Below are 18,013 nucleotides of genomic sequence, written 5' to 3' on the forward strand. Positions count from 1 at the left end.
CGCGGGGCGGGGCGGGCCGGGACCCGGCGGCGGGCCGGGCGAGGTCCTTGAGCTGGGCGGTCTCGTCCTCGGTGAGCCGCACCGTCCGGGCGATCACCGGTACCCGCCCAGGTCGTAGGCTCGGACGACGGACCTCGCCATCCGGACGAGGCGGCCGCGACGGCTCCAGGGACTGGCCGCCGCGGCGCGGTGCACGCGCAGTCCCGGTGCGGTGGTGATGATGACGGGCAGGACGGCACGGGCCGACCAGGCCGGTGCGACGCGGGAGCTGATCCTCGGCGCCGCGGAACGGCTGTTCGCCGAACGCGGGGTGCACGCGGTGTCCAACCGGCAGGTCAGCGAGGCCGCCGGGCAGGGCAACAACGCCGCCGTGGGCTACCACTTCGGCACCAAGGCCGACCTGGTCCGCGCCATCATGCGCAAGCACGCCGCCCCGATCGAGGAGATCCGCGCCCGGCTCGTGGATCGGGCGGGCGACTCCGGCGACGTACGGGTCTGGGTGGACTGCCTGGTGCGCCCCGTCACCGAGCACCTCGGCGACCTCGACGGCCCCACCTGGTACGCGCGCTTCTGCGCCCAGGTGATGACCGACCCGGCGATGCACGACATCATGCTCGAGGAGTCCCTCACCTCCCCGACCCTCCGCCGGGCCCTGGACGCGCTCAACCGCCGCCTCTCCGGGCTGCCTCCCGAGGTCCGCACCGAACGCGGCGCCATGGCGAGGGAACTGATCCTGCACACCTGCGCGGAGCGGGAGCGCGCGCTCGCCGAGGGTGCCCCGACGCCCCGGGCCACCTGGCACGACGCGGCGTGCGGCCTGGTCGACGCCCTCATCGGCCTCTGGCTGGCCCCGGTCACCCGCACCCCCTGAGTCACCGGCGCCCCGCGCCGTCCGCGCCTCGGCAGGGGGTCGCGGCGAGCCATGCAGACAAAATTGTTGACAATCCTGGCGGGCTAGATTTACGTTCGACAGGCACTCACTCAGGGAGGGCGCGATGCCTCAGGAAGCCCGTCCGAGCACCGGGGAGCAGGCCAAGCAGCATGCGCTGACGCAGCTGCGGCAGGCGATCCTGCACGGCGAGATGGCACCGGCACAACGGCTGGTCGAGAACGAACTCGCCGAGCAGTTCGGTGTGACACGGGCCAGCATCCGGGCGGCGCTCATCGATCTGGAGGCGCAGGGACTGGTCGAGCGGATCCGCAACCGCGGTTCGCGGGTACGGCTGGTGACCGTGGAGGAGGCGGTCGCCATCACGGAGTGCCGCATGGTCCTGGAGGGACTGTGCGCGGCGAAGGCCGCCGTCGCCGCCCGCGACGAGGAGCTCACCGAACTCGCCGACCTCGGGGCGGCCATGACGAAGGCCGTAGCGGACGGCGAGCCGGTGACGTACTCCGAGCTCAACCACACCCTGCACGACCGGATCCGGGAGATCTCCGGCCAGCGGACCGCCGTGGAACTGCTGGAACGGCTGAACGCCCAGCTGGTGCGGCACCGCTTCCAGCTGGCGCTGCGCCCGGGGCGTCCGCAGCACTCCCTGAACGAGCATCTGGCGATGATCGAGGCGATCAGGGCCAGGGACCCGCAGGCGGCCGAGGCGGCCGTCCGCGCCCATCTCGCCGGTGTGATCGAGGCGTTGCGCGACTGACGCGCGCGCCGCGAGGCACACCGGGGCGGGCGCGCCCACCTGTCCACCGAGGAGATCCGATCCATGACCGATGCCAACGCGCCCGCCGTCCCGGCCCCTCCACCGAGGTCGACCCTCGTCGTCACCGCGCACGCCGGGGACTTCGTGTGGCGGGCGGGCGGCGCGATAGCCCTGGCCGCCGCCCGTGGGGAGCGGGTCACCGTCGCCTGTCTGACCTACGGCGAGCGGGGCGAGTCCGCCAAGGCGTGGCGCGAGGGCCGGACGCTCGAGGAGATCAAGGCGATACGCCGTGACGAGGCCGAGCGCGCCGCCGCCGTCCTCGGCGCCCGGATCCTCTTCTTCGACGCCGGCGACTACCCGCTCACCCCCACCGCCGGGCTCACCGACCGGCTCGTCGCCGTCTACCGGGAGACACAGCCCGACATCGTCCTGACCCACCCCGCCGAGGACCCGTACAACGGCGACCACCCGGCCGCCCACCGCATGGCCCTGGAGGCCAGGGTGCTCGCGCAGGCCATCGGCTACCCGGGCGAGGGCGAGATCATCGGCGCCCCGCCGGTCTTCTTCTTCGAGCCCCACCAGCCCGAGATGAGCGGCTTCCGGCCCGAGGTGCTGCTCGACATCACCGAGGTGTGGGACACCAAGCGCAAGGCCATGGAGTGCCTCGGCGCCCAGCAGCACCTGTGGGACTACTACACCGACCTCGCCGTGCGCCGCGGGGTGCAGCTCAAACGCAACGCGGGCCCCAACCTGGGCCTCCCGCACCGCACGATGGCCGAGGCGTACATGCGCCCCTACCCGCAGACCACGAAGGAGCTGGCGTGAGCGGCGTGATCGTCACCAACCCGCCGAAGGCCGCCGCCGAGGACGTGAAGGCGCTCGCGGCGTTCGGGGTCGCCACCGTCAGCGAGGCCATGGGCCGCACCGGGCTGCTCGGCCCGGGGATCCGCCCGGTGCAGCAGGGCGTGCGCATCGCCGGGACCGCGGTGACCGTGCTGAGCTGGCCCGGCGACAACCTCATGATCCATGCCGCGGTCGAGCAGTGCGGCGAGGGCGACGTCCTGGTCGTCACCACGACCTCGCCGTCCACCGACGGGATGTTCGGCGAACTCTTCGCCACCGCCCTGCACCGGCGGGGGGTACGGGGTCTGGTCATCAACGCCGGGATCCGCGACACCCAGGAACTGCGCGAGATGGGCTTCGCGGCCTGGGCGCGGGCCGTGTCCGCGCAGGGCACCGTCAAGGCCACCGGCGGCTCGGTCAACGTGCCGGTCGCCGTCGACGGCCAGGTGATCCGCCCCGGCGACGTGATCGTCGCCGACGACGACGGGGTGGTCGTCGTGCCCCGGGAGCGCGCCCGCGCCGCGGCCGAGGCGTCCGAGGCCCGCGAGGCCAAGGAGGCCCGCTCCCGCGCCGCCTTCCTGGACGGCGAACTCGGCCTGGACCGCTACGGGCTGCGCGACACCCTCGCACGGCTCGGCGTCGGGTACCGCACCTACGAGGAGTACACGGCAGGCGAGCAGGAGGGGTCGTGAACCGCGGCTTCGACGGGGTGCCCTGCCTGCTGATGCGGGGCGGCACCTCCAAGGGCGCCTACTTCCTCGCCGGGGACCTGCCGTCCGGCCCGGCCGCCCGTGACGACCTGCTGCTGCGGATCATGGGCAGCCCCGACGCCCGTCAGATCGACGGTCTCGGCGGCGCGCACCCGCTCACCAGCAAGGTGGCCGTCGTCTCGCCGTCCGCCGTTCCCGACGCCGACGTGGACTACCTCTTCCTCCAGGTCGCCGTGGACCGGGCCGAGGTGGGTGACCGTCAGAACTGCGGCAACATCCTCGCCGGCGTCGGGCCGTTCGCCGTCGAGCGCGGTCTCGTGACGGCGGGTCAGGAGCGCACCTCCGTACGCATCCGCATGGTCAACAGCGGCGACCGCGCCACCGCGACCTTCCCGACCCCCGGCGGCCGTGTCGAGTACACCGGGGACGCCGAGATCTCGGACGTGCCCGGCACCGCCGCCGCGGTGCTGATCGAGTTCCCGCCGGGCGCCGGACCCCTGCTGCCCACCGGACGCGTCCGTGACGAGATCGGCGGAGTGCCCGTCACCTGCGTCGACAACGGCATGCCGACCGTGCTGATCGCCGCCGCGGACCTGGAGGCCACCGGCTACGAGCCGCCCCGCGACCTGGAGGAGGACACCGCCCTCGCCGCGCGGCTGCACACCCTACGCCTCGCGGCGGGACGGCTGATGGGCCTCGGGGACGTCACCGCCGCCACCGTGCCCAAACTGACCCTGCTCGCCCCGCCCCGCCACGGCGGCGCCGTCACCACCCGCACCTTCATCCCGGTGCGCTGCCACACCTCGATCGGCGTGCTCGGCGCCGCCTCGGTCGCCGCCGGGCTGCGGATCGACGGCGGCGTCGCGGCCGGCCTCGCCGTCCTGCCCGCGACGGGCGACCGGATCCGTATCGAACACCCCACCGGATTCCTCGACATCGACAGCAGCCTCTCCGCCGCTGCCGGCGGTCTGCCCGCGGCCCGCCGTACCGCGGTGGTCCGTACCGCCCGCAAGATCTTCGACGGCACCGTCTTCCCCCGTGCCGCCGGGACGGCGCCCATCCCCGCACAGCCCCCTGGAGGCCAACGATGACTCCGCCGCTCGGCGACATAGCCCACCTCGGCCACGCCCAGCTGTTCACCCCCGACCTGGACGCCAGCGTCGGCTTCTTCACCGACTACCTGGGCCTCACCGTCAACGGCGCCGAGGGCGGCAGCGTCTATCTGCGCACCTTCGACGACTACGAGCACCACAGCCTGGTGCTCACCGCCCGTGAACGGCCCGGCCTAGGCCGCCTCGCGCTGCGCACCTCCGGCGAACAGGCCCTCCAGCGACGGGTGAAGGCGGTCGAGGAGGCGGGCGGCACCGGCCACTGGACCGAGGACGAACCCGGCCTCGGCAAGGTGTACGTCACCACCGACCCGGACGGCCACGAGCACGCCCTGTACTGGGAGAGCGAGTACTACCGGGCCCCCGACGGGCTGAGGCCCGCGCTGAAGAACCAGCCGCAGGCCAAGCCCAACCGCGGCGTCGGCGTACGGCGCCTCGACCACGTCAACTTCCTCGCCTCCGACGTCGTGGCCAACGCCGAGTTCCAGGAGCACGTCCTCGGGGCCCGGCCCACCGAGCAGATCCGCCTCGACACCGGGAAGATCGCCGCACGCTGGCTGACCTTCACCGACAAGTCGTACGACGTCGTCTACACCTCCGACTGGACCGGCGCCAGCGGCCGGCTGCACCACATCGCCTTCGCGACCGACACCCGCGAGGACGTCCTGCGCGCCGCCGACCTCGCCGTCGACACCGGCGTGTTCATCGAGACCGGCCCCCACAAGCACGCCATCCAGCAGACGTTCTTCCTCTACGTCTACGAGCCGGGCGGCAACCGGATCGAGCTGTGCAACCCGCTCACCCGCCTCGTCCTGGCCCCCGACTGGCCGCTGGTCACCTGGACCGAGGCGGAGCGCGCCAAGGGGCAGGCGTGGGGCCTGAAGACCATCGAGTCCTTCCACACCCACGGCACCCCGCAGGTCGACTGACCGCTCCCGTACGCCGAGGGGGTGGGTGACGCGCCGTCGCGCGCCGCCCACCCCCTCTTTCACCTGCGCCTTCGCGCCCGGCGCGGAACCGTGCCCGGGTCCGCGCGATTGTTGCGGAGATTGTTGACAAAAGCGTTGACAGTTAATGGGCCGGGATTTTAGCGTCGAGCGCACCCCCGGGTCAGCCGCACGAGCCGCGTCGACCCTCCCGGATCTCCGGACCTCCGGACGAGAGGAAAACAATGACGTCCTCCTCACCCTTCCTGCCCGCACGCAGCCGCAGACTGGCCGCGCTGGTCGTCGGCCTGTGCTGGCTCGCGGTGCTCTTCGACGGCCTCGACATGTTCGTCTACGGCTCGGTGCTGCCGCACATGCTGGCGGGCAAGGCCCTCGGGATCACCCCGGCCCAGGCCGGCGACCTGGGCAGCTACGCCACGTTCGGCATGCTGGTCGGCGCCCTGACCGCGGGCACCGTCGCGGACCGGATCGGCCGCAAGAAACTGATGGTCGCCTGCGTGACGCTGTTCTCGCTGGCCTCCGGCGTGTGCGCGCTGGCCGGCAGCGTCACCGTCTTCGGTCTCGGCCGCACCCTCGCCGGCATCGGCCTCGGCGGTCTGCTGCCCACCGCGATCAGCATGGTCTCCGACTACGCCAGGGGCGGCCGCGGCGCCCTCGCCATCGGCACCCTGATGACCGCCCACCACGCGGGCGGCATCCTCTCCGCCTACGTCGCCAAGTGGCTCGTCGACCCCTTCGGCTGGCGCGCCGCCTTCTGGGTGTGCGTCCTGCCGCTGCTGTTCGCGCCCGTGCTCGCCAAGGTCATGCCGGAGTCGCTGAGCTTCCTGGTCGCCAAGGGCCGCACCGAACAGGCCCGCGCCCTCGCCGACCGCTACCGGGTCGACCTGCCCGCCGCCACCGAACGGAAGACGGCCGCCGACCGCTGGGACGCCCTGCTGGGCCTGGTCCGCCGCGGCGAACGGGTGCAGACCCTGCTGTACTGGCTGGCCTCCTTCGGCGGACTGCTCCTCGTCTACGGCGTCGCCACCTGGCTGCCCACCCTGATGCGTGCCGAGGGCTACCGGCTCGCCAGCGCCCTCACCTTCGTCGTCGTCTTCAACCTCGGCGGCATCGTGGGCATGCTGGTCGCCGGACGCGCCGCCGACCGGTTCGGCGCACCCCGCATCTCCGCCGTCTGGTTCGCGCTCACCGCCGTCGGCGTCTATCTGCTCAGCGTGCACCTGCCCATGGGCGTGACCACCCTCGTCGTCTTCCTCACCGGCGTCTTCCTCAACAGCGCCCAGACGATGATCTACGCGACCGTCTCCATCCGCTCCACCCCGGACAACCGCGCCACCTCCGTCGGCTGGACCTCCGGCATGGGACGCTTCGGCGCCGTCTTCGGACCGTGGCTCGGCGGCCAACTGCTCGCCTCGGGCAACGGCGACCGGGGTTTCACGGCCTTCGCGCTGGCCGGCGTCTCCTCCATGGTGTTCATCGGCGTCGCCGCCCTGCGCCCGGACCGCCGTCCCGCGGCCACCGCCACCCCGCAGGAACTGCTCACCGCCGCCCGCTGAGCGGGCACCGCGCACCACGGCCGGTCCCCGGCGCACCACGGCGGGGACCGGCCGCGGCGCGCCGGGGGCCGCGACGTGCCCGTCGCCCCCCGGTGGGTTCCGCCGCCCCGGCACCGGCTAGAAAGAACAGGGCCGCCGAAGGCGGCGGGACGGTCCGAGCCGTGAGCAGACAGGAGCACACCGATGGCTGACGAGACGATCGGCATCGTGGGCGGCGGGATCATAGGGCTGGCGACCGGCCGCGAGATCGCCCTGCGCCGCCCCGGCACCCGCGTCGTCGTGTTCGAGAAGGAGCGGGCCGTCGCCCTGCACCAGACCGGCCACAACTCGGGCGTGGTGCACGCCGGTATCTACTACACCCCCGGCAGCCTCAAGGCCGCCCTGTGCGTGCGCGGCGCGGCCCTGCTGCGCGAGTACTGCCAGGACCGCCGGGTGCCGTACCGGGAGACCGGCAAGCTGGTCGTGGCGGTGCGCGAGGACGAGCTCGGCCGGATGGACGCCCTGTACGAACGGGCCCGCGCCAACCACGTGCCCGACCTGCGGAAGATCCCCCGGGCCGGGATCGGCGAGCTGGAACCGCACGCCGGCGGCATCGCGGCCCTGCACTCGCCGCGCACCGCCATCACCGACTACCCCGCGATCGCCCGGGAGTTCGCCGCGGACATCACCGGCGCGGGCGGCGAGGTGCGCCTCGGCCACCCCGTCACCGGCGTCACCGCGGTGCCGGGCGGCGTCGAGGTGACGACGGGCGGGGGACGCACCCGCGTCGACCGGCTGGTCCTGTGCGCGGGACTGCACTCCGACACCGTCGCGCGGCTCGCCCGGGACCGGCCGGAACCGCGGATCGTGCCGTTCCGCGGCGAGTACATGCTGCTGCGCCCCGAGCGGAGGGGCCTCGTGCGCGGCCTGATCTATCCCGTGCCCGACCCCCGGTACCCCTTCCTCGGCGTGCACTTCACACCCCGCGTCGACGGGTCCGTCGAGGTCGGACCCAACGCCGTGCTCGCCCTGGCCCGCGAGGGCTACCGGCGCAGCCGCGTCGCACCGCGCGAACTGCTCGGACTCGCCGGCTACCCCGGTGTCTGGCGGATGGCGGCCCGGCACTGGCGCACCGGGGTGCGCGAGTACCGCGGCTCGTTCTCGGCGGCGGCCTTCATGCGGGACGCCGCACTCTACGTCCCCGGTGTCGGCGTACGGGACGTGGTGCGCGGCGGGGCGGGGGTGCGCGCCCAGGCCCTGGACCGGGACGGCACCCTCGTCGACGACTTCCGCATCCACCGCGCCGGCCGGATCACCGCCGTGCGCAACGCGCCGTCCCCGGCCGCGACCGCGTCCATGGCGATCGCCGAACACATCGCGGACGCCGCCCTCGGACCCGACCAGGCCGGCTGACACCGTGCGGGCCCCCGCTCCCACCGGGCCCGCCGGCCACCGTCCCGCCGCCTCCGTCCGTCACTCCCTGCGGGCCACGATCCGGTAGGCGTTCGACACGCCGAGCCGGTGCGACAGGGGCCTGACCGCGAACCGGTCGACGAGCGTGGCCGCGATCAGCGCCGGGACGCCGGCGAGCAGCAGCGCCGCGCGCAGCGCGCGCCGTGCCCCGCCGGGCGGCCGGGGCAGCCACGGCACGTCGTCGCGCGGCGCGGCGTGGTCCAGGGCCAGCCATACGGCGGCGAGCAGGTCGACCGGGTCGTGCGGCTCGGCGTGCTGCTCCGCGACCACCGTGAAACCCAGGCCGGTGAGCCGCTCGCGCAGATTGGCCACCGGCACGAAGTGCAGGTGCTGCGGCTGGAGCCAGGGCAGCCACCAGCGGCCCAGCAGCCGGGCGTAGCGGCTCTCCGGGTCGGGGACCTCGATCAGCAGATGCCCGCCGGACCGTACCGCCCGCCGTGCGGCGCGCAGTTCGCGGTCGGGCTCGGTGGAGTGCTCCAGGTAGTGGAACATGCTCACCACGTCGTAGTGGCCGTCGAGTCCCGGCGCGAGGTCGGGGAAGCTGCCCCGGTAGCCGCGCTCCACCCGCCCTTCCCGTTCGGCGATCTCCGCGCCGTCGGTGAAGTCGAGTCCGTCGAAGGCCGTGTCCGGCAGCACGGCGCGGGCCGCCTCGCAGAAGTGACCGTGCCCGGTGCCGACGTCGAGCCAGTTCTTCGGGGCGGGTTCGTGCGGCAGCAGGGACTCGGCACGCCGCCGGTACATCGCGGTCCGGCCGCCGAAGGTGTCGCCGAGCTTCTTCTCGCCGAGACCGTCGTAGAAGTCGCGGTAGTAGAACTCCAGCCCCTCGGCGTTGAGCTGCGGGTTCTGGAAGGTGTGCCCGCAGCCGCCGCAGCGGTCGAGCACGAAGCGGCCGGGCTTGTGCTGGAGGAGGTCGGTGGTGCGCAGCCGGGTGGTCAGCCGGTCCGAGCCGCACCAGGGGCAGGTGGTGCGGCGGGGCGCGAAGAAGCGTTCCGTGCCACCGGCCAGGCCGGCCCGGTAGACGGTCCGCAGCCCGGCCACGAGAGCGGCGCGTTCGGCCTTCGTCTCCTTGCGGTCTTTCCCGGGCGGTGCCTCGTCGCTCATCGGGCCTCCTCGAGGGTCGTGCTCCTGGCCAGTTCTTCGAGACGGTCCGCGGCGGCGTCCGCTCCGCCGGCGGCCCGGAACGCCGTACGGACGCGACGGGCGGCGGCGCGGTGCGCGGGCTCGTGCAGCACCGAGTCGAGGGCGGCGCCCAGCACGGCCGCGGTGGCCCGGCCGAAGCGCACCCGGATCCCGGCTCCCGCGGCGGTGACCTGGGCGGCGATCACCGGCTGGTCGTCGCGGACGGGGGCCACGACCAGCGGGACGCCGTGCCACAGCGCCTCGCACACCGTGTTGTGCCCGGCGTGACAGACGACCGCGTCCATCCGTTCCAGCAGCGGGAGCTGCGGCACCGACGGCACGATCAGCACGTCCTTGTCCTGCCCGCCGTCCCGGCCGCCGTCCTGTCCGCCGTCCCGGTCTCCCGCCGCCAGGGCGCCGTCCGGGTCGACGACGACCGACTGCACCCGGTCGGCCCGGTCGCGCAGCGCCCGTACGCACTCGGTGAGGAACCGCCCGCCGATGCCGGGGTTCGCCGTGCCGAGCGTGACCAGCACCTTCGCCCGGCCCGGATCGAGCCACTCCCAGGGGAAGGCGGCGGTCACCGGACGATCGCCGATCGAGGGACCCACATAGCGGATGTGCGGGCCCGACCGGCCCGCGGGGCCCACCAGTTCGGGGGTGCTGAAGGCCAGCGTCAGCCACGGGGAGAAACGCGGGTCCGCGGTCGCCGCCGGATCGCCGATCAGGGCCCGCAGCCCGGCCAGCCGGCCGTGCAGCCACTCGGCGACCTTCGGGATCCCGTCGTACGCGTCGCCGAACTCGGCGGAGGTGGTCGCGGAGGTCGCCCACGGCAGCCCCAGCCGCTCCGCGACCAGCGCCCCGGCGAACGCCTGCTGGTCGGTCACCACCACCGAAGGGCAGAACTCCCCGGCCGCCGCCCGCACGCCCGGCGCCATCGCCTCGGCCAGCGGCACGAGATAGCGCTCCCACAGGAACTTCAGCGCCTCCGGACCGCGCAGCCCGGCCGGCCGGTCGGTGCCGTCCGCCGCGAACAGGGGTCCCGCGCAAGGGAACACCGTCGCCTCCTCGCCCGCGAGCCGCCGTACCAGCGCCGGGTCGGGGCACACCCACGCCACCCGGTGGCCGCGCGCCGCCAGCCGGGCGGCGACGCCGACGGCCGGGTTGACGTGCCCCACCAGCGGCGGCACGACGAACAGGAACCCGCTCACCGGGCCACGGCCGCGGCGGGCACGGCTCCGGCCGGCGCGGTTCCTGCCGCCGAGTGGATCAGCGAGAGGATGTGACCGCCGACGGTCCCGGCGGCCTCGACGAGTACCGAGTGCTCGTGCCCCGGCACCACCACCGACCGGAAGTCGGGCAGCAGCGCCTCCTTCATCGGCTTCGTCCCGACCAGGTCCGAGTCGCCGCCGTAGACGCCCAGCACCGGGCAGCGCACCGCACGGATCTGATGTTCCGTCAGTACCCGGCTGGACGGGATGTCCCGGCCCAGGGTGGTCTCCCGGGCCAGCCGGGCCGCGCCTCTCGCCAGCCGGGCGGTGTTGTGGCCCCGGTTGGCGGTGATCCAGGCGATGGCGTCGGTCTCGTTGTGCGCCAGCTCCCGCACCACGCGGTCCAGGATGCCGCGCAGCTTCGCCGCCCACTGCGCGGTCGCGGGCTCCGACTCGATCAGGGTGAGGCTCGCCGTGCGCCCGGGATGACGGGCCGCGAAGCCGAACGCGATCGTCCCGCCGTAGGAGTTGCCTACCAGATGCACCGGGCCGTGGACGCCGAGCCGTTCGAGCATCGCCTCCAGGTCGTCGATGTTGTGGTCGAGGGTGTAGCCGCTCGGCGGGCGCTCGCTGCGGCCGTGCCCGCGCAGGTCGTACATGACGACGTCCAGGCCGGTGGCCGCGAACGCCGGTGCCACGGTGAAGTAGTAGCTGGCCAGGCTGTCGGTGAGCAGCCCGTGCACCAGGACCACCGTGGCGACGGGGGTACGGCCGTCACGCGGCCCCATTCTCTGGACGTGCAGCCGGAGTTCACCGGTGTGGACGGTCGCCATGGGTCAGTTCGCCCCCGCCGCCTTCAGACTGACCACGACGTACTCGACGAGCCGTCCGACGGTCAGCTCGATGATCTCGTCGAACTCCATCCCGGCCAGGAACTCGGCGAAGTTGACCTGACCGCCGTAGCGCTCCTCCAGCAGCCCGGACAGGGTGACCAGGTCGATGCTCTCCAGCTCCAGGTCCCGGTTGAAGGAGGTCTCCATGCCGATCTCGACGTCGTCGGTGCCGTACTCGTCGAGGATCGTCAGCAGCATGCCCGTGAGGTCCGCGAGCACGGACTCCTCGTCGGCGGGCGGCCGGGGGGTCGGGTTCATCGGGGGGTGTCCTCCTCGTGCTGGGGGCCCGTCGTCCAGGCCACGACGTACTGCCGGGGCGGCAGCGCGGGCGGGTTGCAGGTCGGTTCGCAGTGCACGGTGTACGCGGCGGCCCGGCGCCCCGACACCGTGAGCCGTGCGCCGTCCCCGGCAGCCCCGGTGACGGTGAAGTCCCTCGGCCTGCCGCCGAATCCGGTGCCCTCCGCCTTGGCGACGGCCTCCTTGGCGGCCCAGAAGCGGGTGAACCACAGATCCGTGTCACCGCCGCCGGTACCGGCACCGGCGGCGGACAGGGTGTCCAGCAGCCGCAGTTCGTCCGTGCCGAGGGCCGCGGCCCGGGCCGCGGGGGTGCGCCCGGTGACCTCCTCGATGTCGATCCCCGGGCGGGAGGCGGCACCCGCGGGCCGTACGATCGCCACGCCCGCCTCGGCACGGTGGGCCAGGGACACCGACAGCGGAGGCAGGGTCCGTCCGTGCAGCCCGGTGACGTACGGGCGGCCCTCCTCGTCGTTGCGCACCCGGATCTCCGCCGGGAACACCGGGCCCTCGCCGTGTTCCCACAGCCGGTGCCGCACCGCGTCCTTCACCGCGATCCGGCCCAGCAGCCACTGCCGGCGCCCGCGCGGAGGATGCCGCGCGTACTCGGAACGCTCGGCGCCGCTCAGCGAGTTGCGCATGATCAGCTCACGGGAGGCCAGGTCCGGCCACCGCTCGTGCAGCAGTGTCCAGCCGCCCGGACGCAGCGCCGACAGGGTGTTGCGCTCGGGGAAGCGCTCCACGGGCCGCGTGGTCGGGTCGTTGTCGAAGCGCCGGTCCTGCCAGCCGGACAGCTCCGCCCACACCTCACCGTCCACGCACAGCTGCACGTCGGCCTCCAGGAGGGCGTCGGTGAGCGTGGTGACCCGCACCAGGCACTCGACGTCCGTACCGGGCGCGGGGTGGGGGCCGTAGAAGCGCATCTCGCGCATCTGCACCGGGAACACCACGGTCCGCTCGGTCCGGGTCGCCATGATCCAGTAGCCCAGGAGCTGGCCGACGTTGTCGAGCAGCGCGCCCGGCGCGGGCGGGGTCGTGATGACGCCGCGCACATGCCGGTCACCGATCGCGGTCAGCTCGGTGACCCCCTGGAAACGCGGCCCGTGGAACATCCAGCGCTCGCCGTACAGATGGGCCGCCGGGTGCTCCGGCGCCCGCTCGGACACCGGGTCGGGCAGCCGACGGGCGGGGCGTACGGCGGGGTGCGCGGCGGCGAGTTCCACCGTGCCGCGCGCCCGGGGCCCGAAGGACACGGCGAGCCGGTCCGGGCCCGCGGGCACGGCGGTGACCGTGACGTCCACCGCCGGCGTCGCCGTCAGCCATTCCTCGAACCGCGCCCCGTGCACCGCGACCGGCACCCGGCCGGGCGCGGCCTCCCGGGCCGCCTCCATCAGGTGGTGCACGATCGTCGTCGCGGGCATCACCGGCCACCGGTCGGCGACGTCCGGCCAGCCCGGGCGCTGCGGGAAGAAGCAGTGGTCGAGGAGGTAGGGCATGGTGTCGGGGGAGACCCGCACCACCTTCTGCCACGGGCCGGCCGGACCGGGCACGGGGGCCGGGGGCGGCGGCGGGACCGGAGCCCGCACGGTGCGGGGGACCGGGGCGCGGGTGCCCGCCGCCAGCAGTGCGGCAGCGGTGTCCGCCGTGTCGCGCAGCAGCGCGTCCAGCTCGGCGGCGGCCGGGAAACGGGCGGTGAGCGCGTCGAGCGGGGAACCGCCGGCGACGACGGGCACGGTACGGGCCGGTACGGCGGTGGGGCGGGCGTTCAGCCCGGCCCGCAGGCCGGTGAGCGTCTCCGGGGCCAGGGAGACCAGCGCCCCGCCCAGATCGAGCCGCACCGGCGCGCGCCGGGCGGGCGCGGCGGGCGCCGGACGGACCGTGGCGGCCGTGCGCACCGGCTCCGCCGCCACCTCCGCGCCCGCCGTCCACAGCGCGGTCGCCACCCGGCGCAGCTGGGCGACACCGCCGCGGTGGGGGGAGTTGGCGGGCACCACCAGATGGTCGCGCTCGCCCAGGGTGTCCCCGATCAGGGACCCGAGCTGCCCCGGGCCGACCTGGACGAACGCGCGGTGCCCCGCCGCGTACAGCGCCTCGGTCAACTGCCGGAAGCGGACCGGCTCCAGCAGATGCCGTACGAACAGCTCACGTACCTCCGTGTCGCTCTCGGGGAACGGTGCCGCGGTCGTCCCCGACCACACCGGCACGGTGGGCGCGTGCAGCCGGAAACGCCGCGCCGCCGCCTCGATGGGGCCCAGGTAGGGCGCGAGCATCGGCGTGTGGAAACCGGAGCGGAACGGCAGCACCTGGCTGAGCACACCCCGTGCGCGGAAGGACCGTACGAACGCCTCGACCGCCGGCTCAGGACCGCACACCATCGACTGGCCCGGCGCGTTGTCGTGCGAGAGCACGATGCCGCTCTCCCGCCACTGCGCCCCGTCCAGCGCGGCGAGCACCCGTTGCGCCGGGGCGCCGACCGCGCCGAAGACCAGGCCGGGCACGGCCACCGAGTCCGGGTCGAACGCCGCCATGAAGGCGTCGACCTCGTCCCCGGCGTACAGCCCGGCCACCGTCATCGCCGTCCACTCGCCGACGCTGTGCCCGGCGACCGCGTCCGGTACGACACCCGTCAGGCGCAGCGCCCGGTCGAGGAGCCGGCCGACGGCGACGACCTCGAAGCCGTGCCGTCCGACGTCCGCGACCCGGGACCGGTCGTCCGCGGCCTGCCCGTCCGCCGCGGGTCCGTGCGCGGCGGGCCCGTTCACGGCGGGCTGTACGGCTCCGGCCGGGGCCGGCAGCCCGAAGTGCGCCGCGACGTCGTCGACCCGTGGCGCGAAGTCGCCCTCCAGGCCCGGAAAGACGAACGCCAGCCGGCCCCCGCCGCCGGGGCCGAGAAGCGGACCGGGCCGGAACCAGAGGTCGTTGCGTCCCTGCCAGCCGCGGCCCTTGGCGACCGCGCGCCGGGCCAGCGCGAGCCGTCTTTCCGTCGGCCCGACGATGCCGAGCCGTACCGGGCCCGCGCCGGGGTGCGGGCGGGACGGGTCGAGACCGGCGGCGCGCACGGTGGCGTCGTCCGCGTCGAGCAGCGCCGCGAGCCGCTCGGGCGTGCCGGCGGCGAGCAGCAGGACGGGCTCGGGCTCCGCCACGGCGGCGGGCGGTGCGGCCGGCCTCCCGGCACCGGCCCGGGTCCGCCCGGGCGCCTCCTCCAGCACCACATGCGCGTTGATCCCGCCGAACCCGAAGGCGTTCACGGCGGCCCGGCGCACCGGCTGGGCGGCCGTGGTCTCCCAGTCGGCCGCCTTCTCCAGCGGACGGAACCGGGTCGCGGCCAGGGCCGGGTGCGGGTCGTCGCAGTGCAGCGTCGGCAGCAGCGTGCCGTGGTGGACGGCGAGGGCCGCCTTGACGAGTCCGGCGACCCCGGCGGCGGGCATGGTGTGACCGATCATCGACTTGACCGAGCCGATCACCGCCCGGGGTCCGCGGTCCGGCCCGAACACCTCGGCCAGCGTCGCCAGTTCGGCACCGTCACCGGCCGGTGTCGCCGTCCCGTGTGCCTCCAGCAGCCCGAGCGAACCGGGTTCGGCGGGGTCGAGACCGGCCGCCTCCCACGCCATCCGCACCGCCCTGGCCTGACCGCCGGGATCGGGACTGACCAGGCTCGCCGCACGCCCGTCGCCCGCGACGCCGGTGCCCCGGATCACCGCGTACACCCGGTCGCCGTCGCGCTCGGCGTCGGCCAGCCGCTTGAGGACGACGACGCCGGTGCCCTCCCCGACGAGGAGACCGTCGGCACCCCGGTGGAAGGGGCGGATCCGCTGGCTGGGGGAGAGGGCGCGCAGCTGGGAGAAGACACTCCACAACGTGATGTCGTGGCAGTGGTGGACCCCTCCGGCGAGCATCAGGTCGCAGCGCCCGGAGGTGAGTTCGCCCACCGCCTGGTCGACGGCGACCAGCGACGAGGCGCACGCCGCGTCCACGGTGTAGGCGGGACCGCGCAGATCTAGCCGGTTGGCGACCCGGGAGGCGGCGAGGTTGGGCACCAGACCGATCGCCGCCTCGGGACTGTCGGGTCCCAGCCGCTCGGTGAACGCTCCCCGCACCTCACGGAGCTGATCCTCCGTCAGATCCGGCAGCAGTTCGCCCAGCGTGCGCACGAGCTGATGCGCGGTACGGACCCGCTGGTCGAGCCGCACCAGCCCGGGGGTGAGGTAGCCGCCCCGGCCCAGCACGACGCCGACGCGCTCCCGGTCCGGCAGCCGTTTTGTGCCGCCCGCGTCGGTGAGGGCCGCCTCGGCGACGTGCAGGGCGATGAGCTGGTCGGGCTCGGTGCCGGACACCGAGCGGGGCATGACGCCGAACCGGGTGACCTCGACCTCGGCCAGCTCGTCCACGAACCCGCCCCGGCGGCAGTACACCTGGTCGGCGACGGCGGGTCCGGAGGCGGTGCCGGGGCGGTAGTAGTCCGTGTCCCAGCGCCCGGCCGGCACGTCGCCGATCGCGTCGACGCCGTCGCGCAGGTTGCGCCAGTACGCGTCGAGGTCCGGGGCGCCCGGGAACAGCACCGCCATGCCGACGATGGCGACGGGGGTCCCTCGGCCGGTCACGGTCACCAGCCCGAGGACGTGTAGACGACGGCGCGGACGGAGTCGTCGCCCCAGGCGAGCTCACGCAGCAGCGCCGCGGTGCCCTCCTCCGGGTCGATCAGCCTGATCCCGCGCCGCGCGTACTCCCGCCCCAGCTCCGGGCTCACCATGCCGGTGTGCCCGCCGGTCGGCGCCCACGGACCCCAGTGCACGGTGAGCGCGCGGTGCCCGGTACGGACGGCCCAGTCGGCGCCGAGGCTCTCCAGCGCGTCGTTGGCGGCGGCGTAGTCGGCCTGGCCGCGGTTGCCGAGCACGGCGGAGACACTGCCGAACAGCACGGCGAACGACGGTCCCGCCGGCAGCTCGTCGAGCGCCGCGAACAGGGTGGCGGCCCCGCCGGTCTTGGTGCCGTACACCCGTTGGAAGGACTCGTCGGTCTTCTCGGCGATGAGCCGGTCCTCGATCACCCCGGCCGCGTACACGACGCCGTCCAGCCGGCCGTGCTCCGCGTGGATCTCCTTCACCGCCTGCAACGCGGCGTCCTGGTCGCGGAAGTCGACCGAGCGGTAGCGGACCTCGCTGCCCAGCGCGGTCAGTTCGGCCAGGGTGTCGGCGATCTCCCGCTGGGCCAGCAGCAGTCCGGCCGCCCGGTTCACCTCGGCGGGCTTCAGGGCGCCGCCGGAGCGGGCCGCGAGCACCGCCCGCAGCTCGGCCGGGGTGCGCGCGGCGGCCGTGTCCGCGTTCTCGGGGCCGGTGGGCGCGGGCGTCCTGCCCAGCAGCTCGATACGGCACCGGGAGGCCGCGGCGAGCGCCGCCGCGAACTTCGCGGTGATGCCGCGGGCCCCGCCGACCAGCACCACCACGGAGTCCCGGTCGAGCCCCAGCGCGGCGGCCTCGGCGGCGCCGTCACCCGCCGGCCCCGCACCGGTGCTGCCGAGGGTGCCCAGCGGGGTCTCGGTCATCTCGAGGGCGTGACGGCCGGAAGCGGCGCGCACCACGACGGGCGCCGTACCGGCGGCGAGCAGCTCGTCCAGCAGGGCGTCGGCCGGCGCGGTGCCGTCCGCCAGGTCGACGACGCTCGCCGCCGTCTGCGGGTACTCCCGGGCGATGGTGCGGAACAGACCGTGCAGCCCGGCCGACCCGACGTCTCCGGCGGGCCGCAGGGCGAGCAGCCGGCCGGGGGTGCGGGCCAGGGCGGCGCGGAACACCCCGAACGCGTCGGGCAGCACCGGCGCCGCGGTGCCGGCGGCGAGCGCGCCGAGATACAGCACACCGTCGGCGGTGCCGTCCGCGCCGGTCAGCCGGTGGTCCGCGGCGGCGACGAGGGTCTCGGCACCGTGAGCGGCGAGCTTCGCGGCCAATTGCGCGGCGACACCGTCGCCTTCGCCGTCGTCCTCGTCCCCGCCGAGCAGCACGAAGCGTTTCCCGGCGAGCACGGAGGCCGGGTCCTGCCGGGTGCCGGGCAGCGGCACGGGCCGCAGCACGAACCGCTTCGGGGCCTCACCGGCGACCGTGTCCGATCCGGGTTCCGCCGTCGGTGCGGTGGGTGGGGCGCCCGGTGCGAGGCGGGTGGTGAGCCAGGTGGTGATGGTGGCGGCGGTGCGGGCTTTGGCGAGTTCTTCGAGTTCGGTGTCGTCGAGGGTGGTGTCGGTG

14 protein-coding genes are annotated in these 18,013 nt (G+C 74.6%); 8 read left to right on the forward strand and 6 right to left on the reverse strand.

The genetic code is table 11. The annotated features are described in order from the left end of the window. Window positions 1–220 precede the first annotated feature (220 nt). From ABZ862_RS34130 to lhgO, 8 genes are all read left to right on the forward strand, one after another. The gene (locus tag ABZ862_RS34130; protein WP_360966990.1) at window positions 221–871 is read left to right on the forward strand and encodes a TetR family transcriptional regulator; all 651 of its coding nucleotides are present in this window, start codon (window positions 221–223) and stop codon (window positions 869–871) included. Window positions 872–995: 124 nt separating this feature from the next. Further along, a complete protein-coding gene (locus tag ABZ862_RS34135) occupies window positions 996–1,646 on the forward strand; it encodes a GntR family transcriptional regulator (RefSeq protein ID WP_360966993.1) in 651 nt (216 codons plus the stop codon). Window positions 1,647–1,709: 63 nt separating this feature from the next. Beyond that, on the forward strand, window positions 1,710–2,471 hold the full coding sequence (locus tag ABZ862_RS34140; RefSeq protein WP_360966996.1) for a PIG-L deacetylase family protein: 762 nt from the start codon (window positions 1,710–1,712) through the stop codon (window positions 2,469–2,471). Further along, on the forward strand, window positions 2,468–3,181 hold the full coding sequence (locus tag ABZ862_RS34145) for a 4-carboxy-4-hydroxy-2-oxoadipate aldolase/oxaloacetate decarboxylase (protein WP_360966999.1): 714 nt from the start codon (window positions 2,468–2,470) through the stop codon (window positions 3,179–3,181). The genes ABZ862_RS34140 and ABZ862_RS34145 overlap by 4 nt, the downstream gene beginning before the upstream one ends. 32 nt (window positions 3,182–3,213) lie before the next feature. Next, entirely contained in the window at window positions 3,214–4,290 is a 1,077-nt protein-coding gene (locus ABZ862_RS34150; RefSeq protein WP_360967164.1) for a 4-oxalomesaconate tautomerase, read from the forward strand. Next, complete coding sequence (locus tag ABZ862_RS34155; protein ID WP_360967002.1) at window positions 4,287–5,237, forward strand: VOC family protein; 951 nt, start codon at window positions 4,287–4,289, stop codon at window positions 5,235–5,237. Before ABZ862_RS34150 ends, ABZ862_RS34155 begins: the two co-directional genes overlap by 4 nt. Window positions 5,238–5,479: 242 nt before the next feature. Further along, window positions 5,480–6,811 (forward strand): aromatic acid/H+ symport family MFS transporter, encoded by a 1,332-nt coding sequence (locus tag ABZ862_RS34160; protein ID WP_360967005.1) that lies wholly within the window; start codon window positions 5,480–5,482, stop codon window positions 6,809–6,811. Window positions 6,812–6,994: 183 nt separating this feature from the next. Next, window positions 6,995–8,203 (forward strand): L-2-hydroxyglutarate oxidase, encoded by a 1,209-nt coding sequence (lhgO, locus tag ABZ862_RS34165; protein WP_360967008.1) that lies wholly within the window; start codon window positions 6,995–6,997, stop codon window positions 8,201–8,203. A 60-nt stretch (window positions 8,204–8,263) separates the two neighbouring features. Here lhgO and ABZ862_RS34170 read toward each other — a convergent pair whose 3' ends face one another. The 6 genes from ABZ862_RS34170 to ABZ862_RS34195 all read right to left on the reverse strand — a co-directional run. Further along, the gene (locus ABZ862_RS34170; protein WP_360967011.1) at window positions 8,264–9,364 is read right to left on the reverse strand and encodes a class I SAM-dependent methyltransferase; all 1,101 of its coding nucleotides are present in this window, start codon (window positions 9,362–9,364) and stop codon (window positions 8,264–8,266) included. Beyond that, window positions 9,361–10,593 (reverse strand): glycosyltransferase, encoded by a 1,233-nt coding sequence (locus ABZ862_RS34175; protein WP_360967015.1) that lies wholly within the window; start codon window positions 10,591–10,593, stop codon window positions 9,361–9,363. Before ABZ862_RS34175 ends, ABZ862_RS34170 begins: the two co-directional genes overlap by 4 nt. After that, the gene (locus ABZ862_RS34180; protein WP_360967018.1) at window positions 10,590–11,426 is read right to left on the reverse strand and encodes an alpha/beta hydrolase; all 837 of its coding nucleotides are present in this window, start codon (window positions 11,424–11,426) and stop codon (window positions 10,590–10,592) included. Before ABZ862_RS34180 ends, ABZ862_RS34175 begins: the two co-directional genes overlap by 4 nt. Window positions 11,427–11,429: 3 nt before the next feature. Continuing rightward, a complete protein-coding gene (locus tag ABZ862_RS34185) occupies window positions 11,430–11,744 on the reverse strand; it encodes an acyl carrier protein (RefSeq protein ID WP_360967021.1) in 315 nt (104 codons plus the stop codon). Continuing rightward, the gene (locus tag ABZ862_RS34190) at window positions 11,741–16,381 is read right to left on the reverse strand and encodes a beta-ketoacyl synthase N-terminal-like domain-containing protein (protein ID WP_360967024.1); all 4,641 of its coding nucleotides are present in this window, start codon (window positions 16,379–16,381) and stop codon (window positions 11,741–11,743) included. Before ABZ862_RS34190 ends, ABZ862_RS34185 begins: the two co-directional genes overlap by 4 nt. A gap of 2 nt (window positions 16,382–16,383) precedes the next feature. After that, window positions 16,384–18,013: SDR family NAD(P)-dependent oxidoreductase (locus ABZ862_RS34195; RefSeq protein ID WP_360967027.1), on the reverse strand; the 1,630-nt coding region annotated here is incomplete at its 5' end.

The organism is Streptomyces sp. NPDC047000 (assembly GCF_040644295.1).
Lineage (GTDB): Bacteria > Actinomycetota > Actinomycetes > Streptomycetales > Streptomycetaceae > Streptomyces.